The sequence below is a fragment of the Inquilinus sp. Marseille-Q2685 genome, from assembly GCF_916619195.1.
Taxonomy (GTDB): Bacteria; Pseudomonadota; Alphaproteobacteria; order DSM-16000; family Inquilinaceae; genus Inquilinus.
This window is the reverse complement of the sequence record NZ_CAKAKL010000002.1, coordinates 971,303-988,310: the sequence shown is the minus strand read 5'-3', so window position 1 is coordinate 988,310 and position 17,008 is coordinate 971,303. Positions and strand designations below refer to the sequence as shown.

The following is a 17,008-nucleotide window of genomic DNA, read 5'->3' as shown; positions in this document are numbered from 1 at the left end:
CGCCAGGCGGTCTGGACGTGCCATGACCGGATTCGATTTCGACTATTTCGTCATCGGCGGCGGCTCGGGCGGCGTGCGCTCGGCCCGCATCGCGGCCCAGCACGGCGCCCGCGTGGGCATCGCCGAGGAGCGCTACTGGGGCGGCACCTGCGTCAATGTCGGCTGCGTGCCGAAGAAGCTGCTGGCCATGGCGGCGCATTTCTCCGCCGATTTCGAGGACGCCGCCGGCTTCGGCTGGACCGTGCCGGGCGCGACCCATGACTGGGCCACGCTGATCGCCCGCAAGGACGCCGAGATCGGGCGGCTGAACGGCATCTATCGCAACCTGCTGACCAATGCCGGCGCCACCATGTTCGACGCCCGCGCCGTGCTGGTCGACGCCCACACGGTCGAGGTCGGCGGCCGGCGCGTCACCGCCGACCGCATCCTGGTCGCGACCGGCGGCTGGCCGGTGCTGCCGGACAAGCCCGGCGTGCGCGAGCACGCCTTCACCTCGAACGAGGCGTTCCATCTGGAGCGGATGCCGCGTCGCGTCGTGATCGTCGGCGGCGGCTACATCGCGGTGGAGTTCGCCGGCATCTTCCATGGCCTGGGCGCCGAGGTGACGCTGGTGCATCGCGGCGATATGGTGCTGCGCGGCTTCGACGACGACCTGCGCGTCCACCTCGCCACCGAGATGGGCAAGGCCGGGGTCAATCTGCGCCTGGGCTGCCAGGTCGAGGGCGTCGCCAAGGTCGGCGACGCTCTGGCGGTGACGCTGAGCAATGACGAGGTGATCGCCGCCGACGGGGTGATGTACGCCACCGGCCGCAAGCCGAACACGGCGGGGCTGGGGCTGGAGACGGTCGGCGTCGCGCTGGATGCCGACGGCGCCATCGTGGTCGACGAGCGGTACCGCACCAGCGTGCCCAACATCTATGCCCTGGGCGACGTCACCGACCGGCTGAACCTGACGCCGGTGGCGATCGCCGAGGGCCATGCGCTGGCCGACACGCTGTTCGGCGGCAAGCCGCGGGTGCCGTCCTACGAGAACGTGCCGACGGCCGTGTTCTCGAACCCGCCGATCGGTACGGTCGGGCTGACCGAAGCGGCGGCGCGGCAGCGCCATGGCGAGGTCGACGTCTACCGCGCCGTGTTCCGGCCGATGCGCCACACCCTGTCGGGCCGGGAGGAGCGGACGCTGATGAAGCTGGTGGTCGATCCGGCGACCGACCGGGTGCTGGGCTGCCACATGGTCGGGCCGGACGCGCCGGAGATCGTGCAGGGGCTGGCGATCGCGCTCGTCTGCGGCGCCACCAAGGCGCAGTTCGACGCCACCATCGGCATCCATCCGACCGCGGCGGAGGAGTTCGTGACCATGCGCAGCAAGGTCGAGCGGCCGGCCAGCCCGGGGTTGGCGCAATGACCGACGCGCCGCAGAACATCTACGACGATCCGACCTTCTTCGCCGGCTACGCGGCGCTGCGCGACGCCGAGAGCGGGCTGAACGCCGTGCTGGAACAGCCGGCGCTGGCGCGGCTGCTGCCGGCCTCGCTGGCGGGCTTGCGCATCCTTGATCTCGGATGCGGCTTCGGCGATTTCGCCCGCAAGGCGCGGGCGCAGGGCGCCGCCTCGGTGCTGGGGGTGGATGTCTCGGCGAAGATGCTGGCCGAAGCCCGGCGGCGGACCGACGATCCGGCCATCCGCTACGAGCAGGCGGCGATCGAGACGCTGGCCGTGGAGCCGGGGGCGTTCGACCTGGCGATCTCCTCTCTCGCCCTGCACTACGTCGCCGACTATGCGGGCGCGGTCCGGAAGATCGCCGCCGCGCTGGCGCCCGGCGGTCGCTTCGCCTTCTCGGTCGAGCATCCGATCTGCACCGCGATGGCCGTCTACGAATGGCATCGCGATGAGGCCGGCGCCGAGCTGCACTGGCCGGTCGATCGCTACGGCGAGGAAGGCCGGCGCGACACGCGCTGGTTCGTCGACGGGGGGGTCAAATACCATCGCACGGTCGCCAGCTATGTGAACGGCCTGGTGGACGCCGGATTGTCGCCGGCGCGGCTGGAGGAGCCCGAGGCCGATCCGGCGGCGCTGGCGGCACGGCCGGACCTCGCTTTGCAGCGCCGGCGGCCGCCTTTCCTGCTGCTGGCGGCGGACAAGCCGGCATAGCGGCTGCACGCGGTTCTTGTCATGAGAGGGCTGCGCTGCGACGCTGGCAAAGCCGGAGGCGCAGGCGTATAGCCTCACATCCGGTCCCGTCCGCAGGGGAGAGAGCGGACGGGGGCGCAAGGTGCGGAGTGTACGGCGATGGCGGAACGGTGGACCCCTGACTCCTGGCGTTCGATGCCGGTGAGGCAGATGCCGCAATATCCCGACGCGGCCAAGGTCGCGGCGGCGGAGCAGACCCTGTCGAAGTACCCGCCGCTGGTCTTCGCCGGCGAGGCCCGCTCGCTCAAGGCCGCGCTCGGCCGCGTCGCCGACGGCCGCGCGTTCCTGCTGCAGGGCGGCGACTGCGCCGAGAGCTTCGCCGAGTTCCATCCCGACAAGATCCGCGACACCTTCCGCGTGCTGCTGCAGATGGCGGTGATCCTGACCTTCGGCGGCGGCCTGCCGGTGGTGAAGGTCGGCCGCATGGCCGGGCAGTTCGCCAAGCCGCGCTCCGCCGACCTGGAGACGATCGGCGGCGTCTCGCTGCCCTCCTATCGCGGCGACATCGTCAACGGCGTCGATTTCGACGAGGCCTCGCGCGTGCCCGATCCGGCCCGCATGGTGCAGGCCTACAACCAGTCGGCCGCCACCCTGAATCTGCTGCGCGCCTTCGCCCAGGGCGGCTATGCCGACCTGCACAAGGTGCATCAGTGGAACCTCGGCTTCGTCACCCGGTCGCCCTGGGGCGAGCGCTACGAGGCCTTCGCCACGCGCATCGACGAGGCGCTGGAGTTCATGGCCGCCTGCGGCGTCACGGCCGAGACCACACCGGCGATCCGCGAGACCGATTTCTACACCAGCCACGAGGCGCTGCTGCTGCCCTACGAGCAGGCGCTGACCCGGATCGACAGCACCACCGGCGACTGGTACGACGTCTCGGCCCATCTGCTGTGGATCGGCGACCGCACCCGCCAGGCCGATGGCGCGCATGTCGAGTTCCTGCGCGGGGTGAAGAACCCGCTGGGCCTGAAATGCGGCCCGTCGCTCGAGGGCGACGACCTGATCCGCCTGATCGACGCGCTGAACCCGGACAACGAGGCCGGCCGCCTGACCCTGATCGTGCGCATGGGCGCCGACAAGGTGGTGGACAAGCTGCCGCCGCTGCTGCGCCGGGTGCGCGACGAGGGGCGGGCCGTGGTCTGGGCCTGCGACCCGATGCACGGCAACACCATCGCCTCGCCCTCCGGCTACAAGACCCGGCCGTTCGACCGGATCCTGTCCGAGGTGCGCGACTTCTTCGACCTGCACCGGGCCGAGGGCACCCATCCCGGCGGCGTGCATTTCGAGATGACCGGCCAGGACGTCACCGAATGCACCGGCGGCGCCCAGGCGATCACCGACGAGGCGCTGTCGCTGCGCTACCAGACCGCGGTCGACCCGCGGCTGAACGCCAGCCAGTCGCTGGAGCTGGCCTTCCTGATCGCCGAGAAGCTGAAGCAGGAGCGCAGCGCCCAGGATGCGGCCCGGCGGGCCGCGGCGGCCGAATAAGGACATGCGGCCCGTCGTGCGGCGGCCGCGGAATAGCAACCCTTCCAGGGGAACGGCGTCCATGACCCCTTCGGTCGACGATCTGTCGCGCTGGACCGACAAGTACTTCCTGCGGACCAAGGGGATCGTGGAGCGCTTCGGCGACACCCGCGTCACCTACGCCGTGTTCATGCGCCGGCCCGTGGTGGCGGCGCCGCGGCTGGCCGTCGAGTGGCTGCAGCAGGTGGCGAAGGAGCGCGGCTTCGCGGTCGAGATCGACCTGCGCTATGCCGAAGGCAAATGGGTTGGGTCGGGCGAGCCGATGCTCTACATCACCGGCCCGCTGCGCCACCTGGTCGATTGCGAGACCGTGCTGCTGCAGAAGCTGGGGCCGGCCTGCGTCGCTGCCTACAACGCCTACACCATGTGCGCCGAGCTGCCCCGCGCCGCATTCCTGGCGATGGATGCGCGGCACTGCGCCGGCACCGAGATGGCGGAATCGATGGCCTATGCCGCCAGCGTCGGCTCGGCCCGCGCCAAGCGCAAGCACGACGCCAAGGGCTTCGTCGGCAATGCCACCGACGCCACGGCGCATTTCTTCGGCCAGACCGCCGGCCTCGGCACCATGCCGCACGCCCTGATCGGCTATGCCGGCTCCACCGTCCGCGCCGCGGAGATGTTCCACGAGGTGTTCCCGGACGAGGCGCTGACCGTGCTGGTCGACTACTTCGCCCGCGAGGTCACCGACGCGCTCGAGGTCTGCCGCCGCTTCCCGGAGATGGCGGCGGCCGGCCGGCTGTCGGTGCGCATCGACACCGGCGGCGGCCGCTACATGGAAGGGCTGGGGCCCGGCGAATCCTATGCGGTGCTGGAACGCCACGTGCCCGAGGCGGTGCGCGGCTATCGCAGCGAGGAGGAGCTGCGCCACCTGATCGGCACCGGCGTCTCGGCCGCGGCGATCCATCACCTGCGCGACAAGCTGGACGAGGCCGGCTTCGGCAAGGTGAGGATCGTGGTCTCCAGCGGCTTCAGCCCGGCCAAGTGCCGGGTGATGGCGCTGGCCAAGGCGCCGATCGACGTGGTGGGCACCGGCAGCTTCCTGCCCGAGCGCTGGAGCGAGACCTACGCCACCGCCGACATCGTCGAGTACGACGGCAAGCCGATGGTCAAGGTCGGCCGCGAATGGCTGCTGCGGCTGCGCCCGGACGGCAGCGCCCGGCCGGGGCCGGATACGATGGCGGGCTCGGGAATCTGACGGCCGGCATCAGGACGGGGACGGTTTGCGCCGCCGGACGCGCGGCGTCTCGCCTTCCTCGTCATCGGTGTCGTCGACCGCGCCCCGCTCGATGTCGCGCTCGACCGAGGCGCTGAGTCGCTGGAACAGGCCGAGGCCCAGCATCATGCCGGTCCCCGCCACGATCAGCGCGGTCGGGTACAGCAGCAGGTTCACGTCGTCGCGCGCCACCTTGAAGATCACCACCAGGGCTTCGAGGAAGACGGCGATGATCATGGTCGAGATGAACTTGGTCAGGCTCTTGCGGACCTCGGAGGCGCGGCGCCGCTCCTGGCCGCGCGCGACCTCCTCCTCCAGCAGGTATTTGGCGACGTCGAAGACGGCGGTGGCGATGATCAGGTAGCCGATCACGTCCAGCATCGCCGTGTCGGTCGCGGCGTGCGGCGTCTGGAAGGTCATCACCACCGAATAGATCGCATAGGCGGTCAGCCCGGCGGCCAGAAGCATCAGGATGACGCTGACGAGAAAGAAGGCCAGGCGGGAAACGAGTTCCATGAGTGCCCTCCCGAAGGCGTGGCGGTGTGTGCCGGCCCGCCGCGTGCTAGCTTCGGGCTGCGCTGTCTTCGGAGCCCGCTCGATACGTGAACCACAGCCTGGCCACTCCGTTCCCTTCGCCCGTCGCTGCGGCGCATGAGGTCCTGTGTCGCCCGGTCCCGTGGCGCGACCCGGTCGAGGCCTTCGCCGCGATCCGGCATCGTCCCCGGCCGGTGCTGCTGGACTCGGCCCTGGTCGACGGCACCCGCGGCCGCTGGTCGCTGATCGCGGCCGATCCGTTCCGTTGGGTGGAGGTCGGGGCCGCGGAGACGCCGGCCGACCCCTTCGGCGCGATCGCCACCCTCCTGGCCCGCTACCGCGTCGAGCCCGATCCGGATCTGCCGCTGCTCGGCCCAGGCGCGATCGGCTTTCTGGGTTATGAGGCCGGTCGCTTCGCCGACCGCATGCCGGCGCCGCAGCCGGCCGGGCTCGACCTGCCGGACATCGCCTTCGGCCTCTATGACTGCGTCGCCGTGTTCGACGCCGTCGAGCGGCGCGCCTGGGTGCTGTCGACCGGCTGGCCCGAGGAGGATCCCGTGGCCCGCCGCCACTGGGCGCAGGCGCAGGCCGACGACCTCGCCGCGGCGGTCGCGGCCGCCCCGCCGCTGCCGCCGCCAGACCCCACGCCCCGCGGTGTCTGGCAGTCGGAGATGCCGGCGGATGGCTATCGCGACGGCGTCCGGCGGATCCGCGGCTGGATCGGCGCCGGTGACATCTACCAGGCCAACCTGACTCAGCGTTTCCTGGCCGACCTGCCGGACGGGCTGGATCCCTTCACGCTGCACCGCCGGCTGCGTGCCCTGTCGCCCGCGCCCTTCGCCGCCTTCCTCGACCTGGGAGACGGGCGCTGGATCGCCAGCGCCTCGCCGGAGCGGTTCCTGGCGGTCGATCCGGCGGGGCGGGTCGAGACCCGGCCGATCAAGGGCACCCGGCCGCGCGGCGTCGATCCGGCAACGGATGCGGCGCTGGCGGCGGAGCTGCAGGCCAGCGTCAAGGACCGGGCCGAGAACCTGATGATCGTCGATCTGCTGCGCAACGACCTGTCGAAGGTCTGCGCGGTCGGCAGCGTGCGGGTGCCGGTGCTGTGCGGGCTCGAGACCTTCCCGAGGGTCCACCACCTGGTCTCGGTGGTGGAAGGCCGGCTGGCGCCGGGCCGCGGTGCGGTCGACCTGCTGCGCGCCTGCTTCCCCGGCGGCTCGATCACCGGTGCGCCGAAGATCCGGGCGATGGAGATCATCCGGGAGCTCGAGCCGGCACGGCGCGGGCCCTATTGCGGCTCGGTCGTCCATCTCGGCTTCGACGGATCGATGGATTCCAGCATCGTCATCCGCACGCTGTGCGGGGCGCAGGGCCAGGTCGCGGCCCAGGCCGGCGGCGGCATCGTCTACGATTCCGACCCGGATGCCGAATACGACGAAGCCATGGTGAAGGTCCGGCCGCTGCTGCAGGCCCTGGCGGGGACAAGCTGATGCCCTGGCTGAACGGCCGGCTGCTCGCGGCCGGGGAGGCGTGGATCGATCCCGCGGACCGCGGCTTCACCCTCGGCGACGGTCTGTTCGAGACCATCCGGGTCAAGGACGGCGCCGCGGTCTGGCTGGACCGGCACTTGAGGCGGCTGGCCGAGGGCCGCGCCGTGCTCGGCATCCCGGCCCGCTTCGGCGACGCTGCCTTGGCCGAGGCCTGCGCCGCGGTGATCGCGGCGGAGGGGATCGAGGCCGGAGCCCTGCGCCTGACCGTCAGCCGCGGCGTCGGTCCCCGCGGCGTGCTGCCCCCGGCCGCACCAGTGGCGACCGTGCTGGTCGCCGGCCATGCCGGGCTGCCGCCGCAGGGGCCGGTGGCGCTGGTCGTGGCCCGCGGCACCTGCCGCAACCAGGCCTCGCCGCTCAGCCGGATCAAGTCGCTGAACTATCTCGATGCTGTTCTGGCCCGGCGCGAGGCGGCGGAGCGCGGCGCCGACGACGCGGTGATGCTGAACACCGCGGGCCGGGTCGCCGAGACCACTATTGCCAACCTCTTCGCCCGGATCGATGGCGCCTGGGCGACGCCGCCGGTGGCGGAGGGGGGGCTGCCGGGGATCATGCGCGCCGAGGTGCTGGCACGGCTGGGGGCGGCGGAACGACCGCTCGACGTCGAGGATCTGCAGCGGGCGGAGGCGTTGCTGCTGACCAATGCCCTGTCGATCCGCGCGGTCGCCCGGCTGGAAGGCGCGGCCCTGCCCGAGGACGAAGACACGGCCGTCAGGCTGCGCCGGGAGCTCGGCCTGCCGGCTTGACCCTGCTACAGCCGCGGATGGTCGGCGAAGAAGTGCCAGATATGCGGCGTGGCGGCGAAGCCGGGGGTGTCGGTGCCGTCCGGCCAGGCATGGATGCCGCCTTCGACCACGTCGAACCGCACCGCGGTTCCCGCCTTGCAGTCCGGATAGTCCTCCGCCTTGATTCCCGTCACCGAGTCCCGCGTGACCGGTTTCGTCCGGCAGCCGTCGAAGGCGGCCCAGAAGGCGACCGAGTCCCGCCCCGGCGGGCACTTGGCGCGGGCGGAGCTCTCCCGCTCGGCGGTGCCGTCGAACGGGACCGCCGTGTCGTCGGTGCCGTGGATGTGGATCACCGAGACCGGGCGGCTCGGGACGCACGACGGCACCAGGACGGCGCCCGAGACCACGGCGATTCCGGCGAAGATGTCGCCGGCCTCGCAGGCCAGGCGATAGGCCATCATGCCCCCGGCGGAGAAGCCGGCGGCGTAGATGCGGTGGCGGTCGACCGCGCGCTCCTGCTCGACCGTCGACACCAGGGTACGCAGGAAGCCGACATCGTCGGCTTCCTGGCGCATCGCCGCGCCGCAGCAGTCGCCGGCGTTCCAGCTGAACTGACCGGCGGTCTCCGCGGTCGGCTTCGCGCGGCCGGTGCCGTTCGGATAGGCGACGATGAAGCCCTCCGCATCGGCCTCGGCGCTGAAGCCGGTCAGCGCGATCGCGCTGTCGGCATTGGCGCCGCCGCCGTGCAGCACCACGACCAGCGGCAACGGGCTGTGACCCGTCGCCGTCGGCGGCAGGTGGAGGATATAGCTGCGGGGCACGCCGTCGACGGCCAGCGTCGCCTCGACATCCGTGCCGGCCGCACGGCCTGGAACCGCCGGCAGTGAGAGAGCGAGGACCGCGATGGCCGGGAACATCAGCGCCTGTGCAAGCCGTCGTATCATCTCTGCCGTCTCGATCGGGTCCGCCGGCAGGATAGCGTGCGCGGCACGGCGGCCTGCCCGCGATGAACGGTCGCGGGCCGCTATCCGCCGGCAGCCCTGCCACGACGCCTGTCGGCGTCCTGCGCCAGCTGCTCGATCAGCCCGACGAGCTCGCGATGGGTGGGGCTCGCGGGATCGCGCAGGGCGGAGCTCGGCTGGTCCTCGGTCAGATGGCTCAACCGCACCAGGGCACGGATCCGCTGCCGCCGCGTCTGCTTGAGATCGGACGAGCGGTGCCGGAACAGGATCCGCGCCAGCTCGCCGTCGCCGAACAGGCCGTTCAGCTCGGCGGCCGTGGTGTAGATCAGGAACAGCACGAGGATCCAGGTCTGGATGAAGAGGAAGCGGTGCCAGGAGAACTGCTCGGCCAGGGCGACGCCGAAGCCGCCGATCCGGCCGGTGTCGGCGACATGATGGATGAAGGCCTCGAGCAGCCGGGCGATGAAGACGAAACACCAGTAGACGAAGGTCTTGAACAGGATCGGCAGGATCAGCGGCGCGTTGTCGAAGCGGCGCAGGAACGGCATCTTGTCGGCGACCAGCACCGCCTTGCCGACCACCAGCGCCGCCGTGGTCGCCACCAGGAAATTGATCGACCGGGCAAGGTATTCGGACAGCACCAGGTTTTGCGTGAACACGATCAGGTTGAAGCCGACCAGGAAGAACAGGGTCGGCGGCAGGACGTGGCGGACCTCCCGGCCGAGATGGCGAAGGACGCGGTGCAGACGGCCGTCCTGCGCCGCCAGGGAGGTGCTGGCCATCACCGTCTCCGACGATTGGGATCGGGACGGACGGATCTTCGCGCCGAAGCGGGGCGCGGCAAAGCATATTCCGCCGCGCCCCAGGCGGTCAGGCGGCGAGGGCAGGGACCTCCGAAGGCGACCGCGCCTCCGCCTCCAGCCGGGCGATCGCCGTGGCCAGGGGCAGGGATTCCTGCCGGCCGTCGCGGAAGCGCAGCGCGACGGTGCCGTCCCGCACCTCGCGCGCGCCGATCGCGGCCAGCACCGGCACGCCGTCGCCATGGGCGTCGACGATCTTGCGCGACAGTCGCTCGGGCCGCGCATCGAGGGCGACGCGCAGCCCCGCCGCCTCGAACGCCTCGGCCACCCGGCAGGCCGGGACAACGTCGTCGGCGCCGATCGAGGCGACCACCAGCTGCTCCGGCGCCAGCCACAGCGGCAGCTTGCCCTCATGATGCTCCAGCAGGACGCCGATGAAGCGCTCCAGGCTTCCCAGCACGGCATGGTGCAGCATCACCGGCTGCTGCTGGGTGCCGTGCTCGTCGACATAGGCGGCGCCCAGCCGCTCCGGCATCACCAGGTCGAGCTGGATGACGCCGCACTGCCAGCGCCGGCCGCGACTGTCGCGCAGATGGAACTCCAGCTTCGGGCCGTAGAAGGCGCCCTCACCGGGCAGGGTCTCGAAGTCCAGCCCGGCCTGCCGCGCCGCCTCCGCCAGCGCCGCCTCGGCCCGGTCCCAGACCTCGTCCGACCCCGCCCGCTGCGCCGGCCGCGTGGCGAAGGCGACGTCGAAGCGGTCGAAGCCGAAATCGGCGTAGATCCGGCGCAGCAGGCCGCAGAACCGCGCCACCTCGGCCTCGATCTGGTGCTCCAGGCAGAACACATGGGCGTCGTCCTGAACGAAGCCGCGGGCCCGCATCAGCCCCTGCAGCGCGCCCGACGGCTCGTTGCGGTGCACGGCGCCGAACTCGAAATAGCGGATCGGCAGCTCGCGGTACGATCGCACGCGCTTGTTGAAGATCTGAACGTGACCGGGGCAGCTCATCGGCTTCAGCGCCATGATCCGGCCCTCATCGGCCACGGCGAACATCTGGGCTCCGAATTTCTGCCAGTGGCCGCTGCGGTTCCACAGGCCCCGGGCCAGCAGCTGCGGTGTCCGCACCTCGCGATAGCCGGCCCGGGCCATGCGCCTTCGGACATGGTCCTCGACCACGCGGTACAGCGCCCAGCCGCGCGGATGCCAGAAGACCATGCCGGGGCCGTCCTCCTGCTGGTGGAACAGGTCGAGGCGGTTGCCGAGGCTGCGGTGATCGATGTCGTCCATGGGAAGTCTCCGTTGCGGTGGACCGGCGCAGGGAGAGCCCAGAAAGACCAAGGGCCCCGTCCGTCGCCGGCGGGGCCCTTTGGGATCAGAGGCGCTGTCCGATCAGCGCGCACGACCTCCGCACGACCCGCCACTGGCGGTGGTCGTTTTGGTGGTCGCGGTAATGATCGAACGGATCGCGCTCATGGCGTCAGTAGAGCCATGGCCGGGGGACCGCGTCAATCGCGATGCAACACGGGGGAGGGCTGCCGTGTTGATGGGGCGGGACTTGTCACGGGGCGGGTGTCTCGCTATATTTGTCTCAAACGAGATCAAAAATCTCAGATGAGTTTGGAGAGAGGAGCGGTTCGATGATGGCGCGGGAGGCGGCAGTGGCGCCGCGCGGTGCCGAAGGGCGGCTGGCCCGGGCGGGCCTGAACGCCTTCTTCAACATCGCCGAGGCCTGGGGGCTGAAGGACGAGGAGAAGCGCGTGCTGCTGGGCCGCCCGTCCAAGGCCACCTTCTACCGCTGGAAGGCCGGTGCGACCGGCCATCCCTCGGCCGACACGATGGAGCGGATCTCCTACATCCTCGGCATCTACCGGGCGCTTCAGATCCTGTTCAAGGACGCGAAGCTGGCCGACGGCTGGGTGCGGCGGCCGAACGCGGCCTCGCCCTTCGGCGGCCGCTCGGCGCTCGACCGGATGCTGTCGGGCAACGTCGCCGACCTGTTCGTGGTCCGCCGCTACCTGGATGCGGAGCGCGGCGGTTGGGGCTGATCCTGCCGGTTCGCCGGGTCGAATGGCCCGAATGCTGGCGCATCATCCCCAGCCGGTATCCGCCGATCGACCTGTTCGAACGGGTGGCGCCCCCCGAGGATTGGGAGCTGCTGATCGAGCTCGAATCCCGCACCAACGACCGGCTGCGCGACCAGGTCGGGCAGATCTCGCTGATCCCGCTGGAGGAGCGGATGAGCGGCCCGGGCACCAGCTTCATCATGGCGCCCTTCACCCATCTGCATCCGGACGGCAGCCGCTTCACCGACGGCACCTATGGCGCCTATTACGGCGCCGCGGCGCTGGACACGGCGGTGGCGGAGACCAGCTATCACCGCGCCCGCTTCTTCGCGGCGACGGCGACGCCGGCGACCACGATCGACATGCGCGTGCTGATCAACAGCCTGTCCGGCGACCTGCACGACATCCGCGGCCTGGGCGACGAACTGCCGGGCGTCTACGACCCGGTCGACTATTCGGCCGGCCAGGCGCTGGGGCGGCGGCTGCATGCGGACGGCTCCTTCGGTGTCGCCTATGACAGCGTCCGCCACCCGGGCGGCCACTGCGCCGCGGTGTTCCGGCCGCGCAGCGTGCTGACCCCGGTGATCCAGGAGCGGCACCTGTCCTATCACTGGGACGGGACCCGGATCGCCGCGGTGCACGAGATCCGCGCTTTGCAGACGTAGCGAACCGCATAGCCGGTCTCCGTTCGTTGGGGCTGGGAATAACGGGGCCGGCCACCGATATTGTGCCCCACGGTTTCACGAGGTCGGTCGCGGCGCGGCCGTCGGGGTATTCGATGCAGGCACCGGTCGAGATCCGCACCACCGTCACCATCCCGATCCTGGACGGGGCGGGGAAGGGCGTGTTCCACACCTTCAGCGGCTTCGCCGACGGCGGCGAGCATTTCGCCATCGCGCTCGGGCCCGAAGGCCGCGACGTGCCGCTGGTGCGCGTGCATTCCGAATGCCTGACCGGCGACGTCTTCGGCTCGCAGCGCTGCGACTGCGGCCCGCAGTTGAACGACGCCCTGCACCGCATTGGAAAAGAAGGCGGTTTCGTCCTCTATTTGCGGCAGGAGGGGCGCGGGATCGGCCTCTATGCCAAGCTCGACGCCTATGTGCTGCAGGACCAGGGGCTCGACACCTACGAGGCCAATGAACGGCTGAACTTCCCGCATGACATGCGGGACTTCACGCCGGCGGCGCAGATGCTGCTGGCGCTCGGCGTCAAGCGGATCCGGCTTCTGACCAACAACCCGGACAAGGCGAAGCAGCTCGAGGCCGCCGGGATCGAGATCGCCGAGATCGTACCGACCGGCGTCTTCGTCACCGAGCACAACATCCAGTATCTCGAAGCCAAGGTGAAGAAGCACGCACACCGTATTGATCTAACGGAAATTTCAGATCAGGCCACGGTGCTGCCTCTGGCAGTTGGCGACACCCCGGGGGTGCGCCGCCTGGGCAAGCCTTGACCCTGCCGGCCGGGTTCTCGCTGCGGCCGGGCTTCGGCTTCGGCGGCGTCTTCCGCGACACGCTGCCGGAGGCGTTGCGCGACGCCGCGCCCCCGGCCCGGACGACAGGCGACGACGAAGCCTGGATGCTGGAGACGCTGCGGACGGCGATGACCCATAACGGGCTGTCGGACCCGAACCCGGTGGTGGGCTGCGTCATCGTCCGCGACGGCCGCGTGGTCTCGCGCGGCGCCACCGAACGGATCGGCGAGCGCCATGCCGAGCGCGTCGCAGTCGAGGCGGTGGCCGACCGGTCGGCGTTCCGCGGCGCCACGGCCTATGTCACGCTGGAGCCCTGCAGCCATCACGGCCGCCAGCCACCCTGCGCCGACCTCCTGGCCTCGCTCGGGCTGGCGCGTTGCGTGGCGGCGCTGCGCGATCCGTTCCCGCTGGTCGACGGTGCCGGCCTGGCCCGGCTGCAGGCCGCCGGCGTCGATGTCAGCCTCGGCACGCTGGCGCCGGAGGCGGCGGCCTGGCACGCGCCCTTCCTTCTGCGGCAGCGGCTCGACCGGCCGCTGGTGGCGGCGAAATGGGCGCAGACGCTGGACGGCCAGCTCGCTTTTGACGATGGCGCCGAGCGCTGGCTGACCGGCAAGGCGGCGCGCGCCCACACCCATTGGCTGCGCCAGAAATACGACGCCATCCTGGTCGGCGCCGGCACCGTGCTGGCGGACGATCCGGCCCTGACCGTGCGTGACGCCGCCGGCGACCGGCACCGCCATCCGCTGCGCCTGGTCTATGATCCGAACGGCCGGGCCCTGGCCGCCCTGCCGCAGCGGTTGGACCGATGGAAAGCCGGGCTGCTGTCCGCCGATGCGCCCACCGTGTTCCTGCTGGGCCGGGCGGCGGCGCGTCAGGCCGGCGCGGTCGAGGCGATGCTGCCGCCCTCGGCGGCGATGCTGGCGCTGCCGGACGGGCCGCCGGTCGACGCGCTGTTCGACACCCTGGCCGGGCCGGCCGTGGTGGCGCGGCTGGGCCGGCCGGTCGGATCGGTCATGGTCGAAGGCGGTCCGCGCCTGCTCGGCCTGCTGCTGGAGGCTGGGCGGGTCGACCTGGCCCATGTCTTCATCGCGCCGGCGATCGGCGGCGGCGAGCGCAACCGCATCGCCTTCCCGGGCAGCGCCGCCGCCACCCGCGACTGGCGGCCGATCGCCACCGCCGCGCTGGGCCCGGACCTGCTGGCGGAATACGTCTCGCCGGCCGTGGCGGCGCATCTGGCGCGGCTTGTCGACGCCAGCGTCATCGAGTCGCCACTTCGCCATGGCTAAACGACCGCGCGCATTGTACCGTGCGCGCCCTGCGGACCGGCATGCCGGTCCGGATCTGTGACGTCTCGGCCGGGCCAGCCCGAACCGACCGAACCCATGAGAGCTTGCCGTCGATGATGTATTTCGCCCCGTGGAAGAAGGTCACCATCCTGGTGGTGTGCCTCCTCGGCGTGATCCTGAGCCTGCCGAACATCCTGCCGCGCAGCACGCTCGACGCGCTGCCGTCCTGGATCCCGGCCCGGCAGATGAATCTCGGCCTCGACCTCAGGGGCGGTTCCTACCTCCTGCTGGAGGTCGACATGAAGGCGGTGATCGACGGCCGCCTCTCCAACATCCAGGATTCGATCCGCAGCCTGCTGCGGCGCGAGAACATCGCCTACAGCGACCTTTCGGTGAACGACCATTCGGTCAACTTCACCCTGTCCGATCCCACCCAGGCCGACCGGGCGCGCACGCTCCTGGCCGAGAACCTGCTGACCGGCGCCGTCGATCCGCTGGCCGGCGGCCAGCGTGACCTCGACATCAACGTCGGCGGCGACGGCAAGGCCAGCCTGACCCTGACCGAGGTAGGCCTGCGTGACCGCGAGGCCCGGGCGGTCGAGCAGTCGATCGAGATCGTCCGCCGCCGCGTCGACGAGAGCGGCACCCGCGAGCCGCTGATCTCGCGCCAGGGCAACAGCCGCATCCTGCTGCAGCTGCCCGGCGAGCAGAACCCCGACCGCATCCGCCGCCTCCTGGGCCAGACGGCGAAGATGACCTTCCACCTGGTCAACCTGGACTACCAGGAGGGCCAGCCGGTGCCGCCGGACACGGAGGTGCTGCCGATCGAGAATCCGCGACCGGGCGAGCGCACCTCGATCGCGGTGCGCAAGCGGATCGAGGTCGACGGCGCCAACCTGGTCGACGCCCGCGCCGGCACCAACCCGCAGACCGGGCAGTGGATCGTGAATTTCGAGTTCGACAGTGCCGGCGCCCGCCGCTTCGGCCAGGTCACCCAGGCGAATGTCAACAAGCCCTTCGCCATCGTGCTCGACGACAAGGTCATCACCTATCCGAACATCAACGAGCCGATCCTGGGCGGCCGCGGCCAGATCAGCGGCAACTTCACCGCCCAGACCGCCAACGACCTGGCCGTGCTGCTGCGCGCCGGCGCGCTGCCGGCGCCGCTGACCATCGTCGAGGAGCGGACGGTCGGCCCCGACCTCGGCGCCGACGCCATCCAGGCCGGCATCATCGCCGTGGCGGTCGGCTTCGTTCTGGTCGTCACCTACATGCTGCTGGCCTACGGGCTGTTCGGCCTGTTCGCCAACGTCGCCCTGATCATGAACCTGGTTCTGACCGTGGCGGTGCTGTCGCTGCTGGAGGCGACGCTGACGCTGCCCGGCATCGCCGGCATGCTGCTGACCCTCGGCATGTCGGTCGACGCCAACATCCTGATCAACGAACGATTGTACGAGGAGACGAAACGCGGGCGGTCGCCCTTCTCGGCGATGGATGCGGGCTTCAGCCGGGCCTTCGCCACGATCTTCGACGCCAACATCACCTCGCTGATCAAGATGGCGATCCTGTACACGCTGACCACGGGGCCGGTGCGCGGCTTCGCCGTCACCACCGGGATCGGCATCCTGACCTCGATGTTCACCGCCGTGGTGCTGGTGCGGCTGATGATGGTCACCTGGATCCGCCGCAAGCGTCCCACCGTCCTGCCCGTGCTGAGGAAAGCGTGATGTTCTGGCTCCGTCTCGTCCCGGACGACACCAAGATCCCGTTCATGCGGGGCCGCATCGCCGGCCTCGCCGCCTCGGCCTTCCTCAGCATCGCCTCCGTCGTGCTGTTCTTCTATCCGGGGCTGAACTACGGCGTCGACTTCAAGGGCGGCATCGCCATCCAGATCCAGACGCCGCAGGCGGCGGATTTCGGGCAGCTGCGCACCGCCCTCGACGATCTCGGCCTCGGCCAGGTCCAGCTGCAGCAGTTCGGCTCGCCCAACGACGTTCTGATCCGGATGGAGGCGCAGCCGACCGAACAGCAGCAGCAGGCGGCGGTCGACACGATCAAGAAGACCCTGACCGACACGGTGCCGGGGACCGAGATCCGCAGCGTCGATTCCGTCGGCGGCACGGTCTCGGGCGAGCTGTTCCAGAACGGCATGCTGGCGCTCGGCCTCGCCCTCGTCGCCATGTTGTTCTACATCTGGTTCCGCTTCGAATGGCAGTTCGGCGTCGGCGCCGTGGTCACCATGATCCTCGACGTCACCAAGATGGTCGGGGTCTATGCCGTCACCGGAATGCAGTTCAACCTGACCTCGATCGCGGCGCTGCTCACCGTCCTCGGCTATTCGGTGAACGACAAGGTCGTGGTCTATGACCGCGTGCGCGAGAACCTGCGCCTGTACAAGTCGATGCCGCTGAGGGCGCTGATCGACCTGTCGATCAACCAGACCCTGAACCGCACCATCGGCACCTCACTGGCCACCTTCCTGGCGTGCCTGCCGCTGGCGATCTGGAGCGGCGAGAACTTGCAGGAATTCGCCATCGTCATCCTGATCGGGGTCGTGGTCGCCACCACCTCCTCGATCTTCATCGCGGCGCCGATCCTGCTGTTCCTCGGCGAGGAGAAGCTGTTCCGCAAGAAGGCGCCGCCGGCGGCTCCGGCGGACGGCACTCCGGCGGGCAAGGGCGCCTGAGCG

Annotated in this window: 16 protein-coding genes; 12 read left to right on the top strand and 4 right to left on the bottom strand. The window is 70.6% G+C overall.

Annotated features, from left to right (window positions below):
- Positions 1–22 precede the first annotated feature (22 nt).
- The 4 genes from gor (at position 23) to LG391_RS13790 (ending at position 4,912) form a co-directional block, all read left to right on the top strand.
- A complete protein-coding gene (gene gor / locus LG391_RS13805; protein ID WP_225768579.1) occupies positions 23–1,405 on the top strand; it encodes a glutathione-disulfide reductase in 1,383 nt (460 codons plus the stop codon).
- Positions 1,402–2,151, top strand: a complete 750-nt coding sequence (locus LG391_RS13800) for a bifunctional 2-polyprenyl-6-hydroxyphenol methylase/3-demethylubiquinol 3-O-methyltransferase UbiG (protein ID WP_225768578.1) — start codon at positions 1,402–1,404, stop codon at positions 2,149–2,151. Before gor ends, LG391_RS13800 begins: the two co-directional genes overlap by 4 nt.
- 138 nt (positions 2,152–2,289) lie before the next feature.
- Positions 2,290–3,678 (top strand): class II 3-deoxy-7-phosphoheptulonate synthase, encoded by a 1,389-nt coding sequence (locus LG391_RS13795; protein WP_225768577.1) that lies wholly within the window; start codon positions 2,290–2,292, stop codon positions 3,676–3,678.
- Positions 3,679–3,739: 61 nt separating this feature from the next.
- Positions 3,740–4,912, top strand: a complete 1,173-nt coding sequence (locus tag LG391_RS13790) for a nicotinate phosphoribosyltransferase (protein ID WP_225768576.1) — start codon at positions 3,740–3,742, stop codon at positions 4,910–4,912.
- A 9-nt stretch (positions 4,913–4,921) separates the two neighbouring features.
- Here LG391_RS13790 and LG391_RS13785 read toward each other — a convergent pair whose 3' ends face one another.
- Positions 4,922–5,446, bottom strand: a complete 525-nt coding sequence (locus LG391_RS13785; RefSeq protein WP_225768575.1) for a hypothetical protein — start codon at positions 5,444–5,446, stop codon at positions 4,922–4,924.
- Positions 5,447–5,532: 86 nt separating this feature from the next.
- Here LG391_RS13785 and pabB point away from each other — a divergent pair, with 86 nt between their 5' ends.
- On the top strand, positions 5,533–6,954 hold the full coding sequence (pabB, locus tag LG391_RS13780; RefSeq protein WP_225768574.1) for an aminodeoxychorismate synthase component I: 1,422 nt from the start codon (positions 5,533–5,535) through the stop codon (positions 6,952–6,954).
- Complete coding sequence (locus LG391_RS13775; protein WP_225768573.1) at positions 6,954–7,757, top strand: aminotransferase class IV; 804 nt, start codon at positions 6,954–6,956, stop codon at positions 7,755–7,757. The genes pabB and LG391_RS13775 overlap by 1 nt, the downstream gene beginning before the upstream one ends.
- 5 nt (positions 7,758–7,762) lie before the next feature.
- On the opposite strand, the gene LG391_RS13770 is transcribed toward LG391_RS13775, so the two are convergent.
- The 3 genes from LG391_RS13770 to thrS form a co-directional block, all read right to left on the bottom strand.
- Positions 7,763–8,680, bottom strand: a complete 918-nt coding sequence (locus tag LG391_RS13770) for a PHB depolymerase family esterase (protein ID WP_225768572.1) — start codon at positions 8,678–8,680, stop codon at positions 7,763–7,765.
- 80 nt (positions 8,681–8,760) lie between these two features.
- On the bottom strand, positions 8,761–9,480 hold the full coding sequence (locus LG391_RS13765; RefSeq protein ID WP_225768571.1) for a hypothetical protein: 720 nt from the start codon (positions 9,478–9,480) through the stop codon (positions 8,761–8,763).
- A gap of 88 nt (positions 9,481–9,568) precedes the next feature.
- Entirely contained in the window at positions 9,569–10,783 is a 1,215-nt protein-coding gene (thrS, locus tag LG391_RS13760; protein WP_225768570.1) for a threonine--tRNA ligase, read from the bottom strand.
- Between the two features lie 350 nt (positions 10,784–11,133).
- On the opposite strand from thrS, the gene LG391_RS13755 reads away from it, so the two are divergent.
- From LG391_RS13755 to secF, 6 genes are all read left to right on the top strand, one after another.
- Positions 11,134–11,541, top strand: coding sequence for an MbcA/ParS/Xre antitoxin family protein (locus tag LG391_RS13755; RefSeq protein WP_225768569.1), 408 nt, complete (start codon positions 11,134–11,136; stop codon positions 11,539–11,541).
- Positions 11,532–12,224: an RES family NAD+ phosphorylase gene (locus tag LG391_RS13750; protein WP_225768568.1), complete on the top strand. Its 693-nt coding sequence runs from the start codon at positions 11,532–11,534 to the stop codon at positions 12,222–12,224. Before LG391_RS13755 ends, LG391_RS13750 begins: the two co-directional genes overlap by 10 nt.
- Before the next feature lie 113 nt (positions 12,225–12,337).
- Entirely contained in the window at positions 12,338–13,012 is a 675-nt protein-coding gene (ribA, locus tag LG391_RS13745; protein ID WP_225768567.1) for a GTP cyclohydrolase II, read from the top strand.
- Positions 13,009–14,319, top strand: a complete 1,311-nt coding sequence (ribD, locus tag LG391_RS13740; protein WP_225768566.1) for a bifunctional diaminohydroxyphosphoribosylaminopyrimidine deaminase/5-amino-6-(5-phosphoribosylamino)uracil reductase RibD — start codon at positions 13,009–13,011, stop codon at positions 14,317–14,319. Before ribA ends, ribD begins: the two co-directional genes overlap by 4 nt.
- A 113-nt stretch (positions 14,320–14,432) precedes the next feature.
- Positions 14,433–16,046, top strand: a complete 1,614-nt coding sequence (gene secD, locus LG391_RS13735) for a protein translocase subunit SecD (protein ID WP_225768565.1) — start codon at positions 14,433–14,435, stop codon at positions 16,044–16,046.
- Complete coding sequence (secF, locus tag LG391_RS13730) at positions 16,046–17,005, top strand: protein translocase subunit SecF (protein WP_225768564.1); 960 nt, start codon at positions 16,046–16,048, stop codon at positions 17,003–17,005. The genes secD and secF overlap by 1 nt, the downstream gene beginning before the upstream one ends.
- Positions 17,006–17,008: the final 3 nt, after the last annotated feature.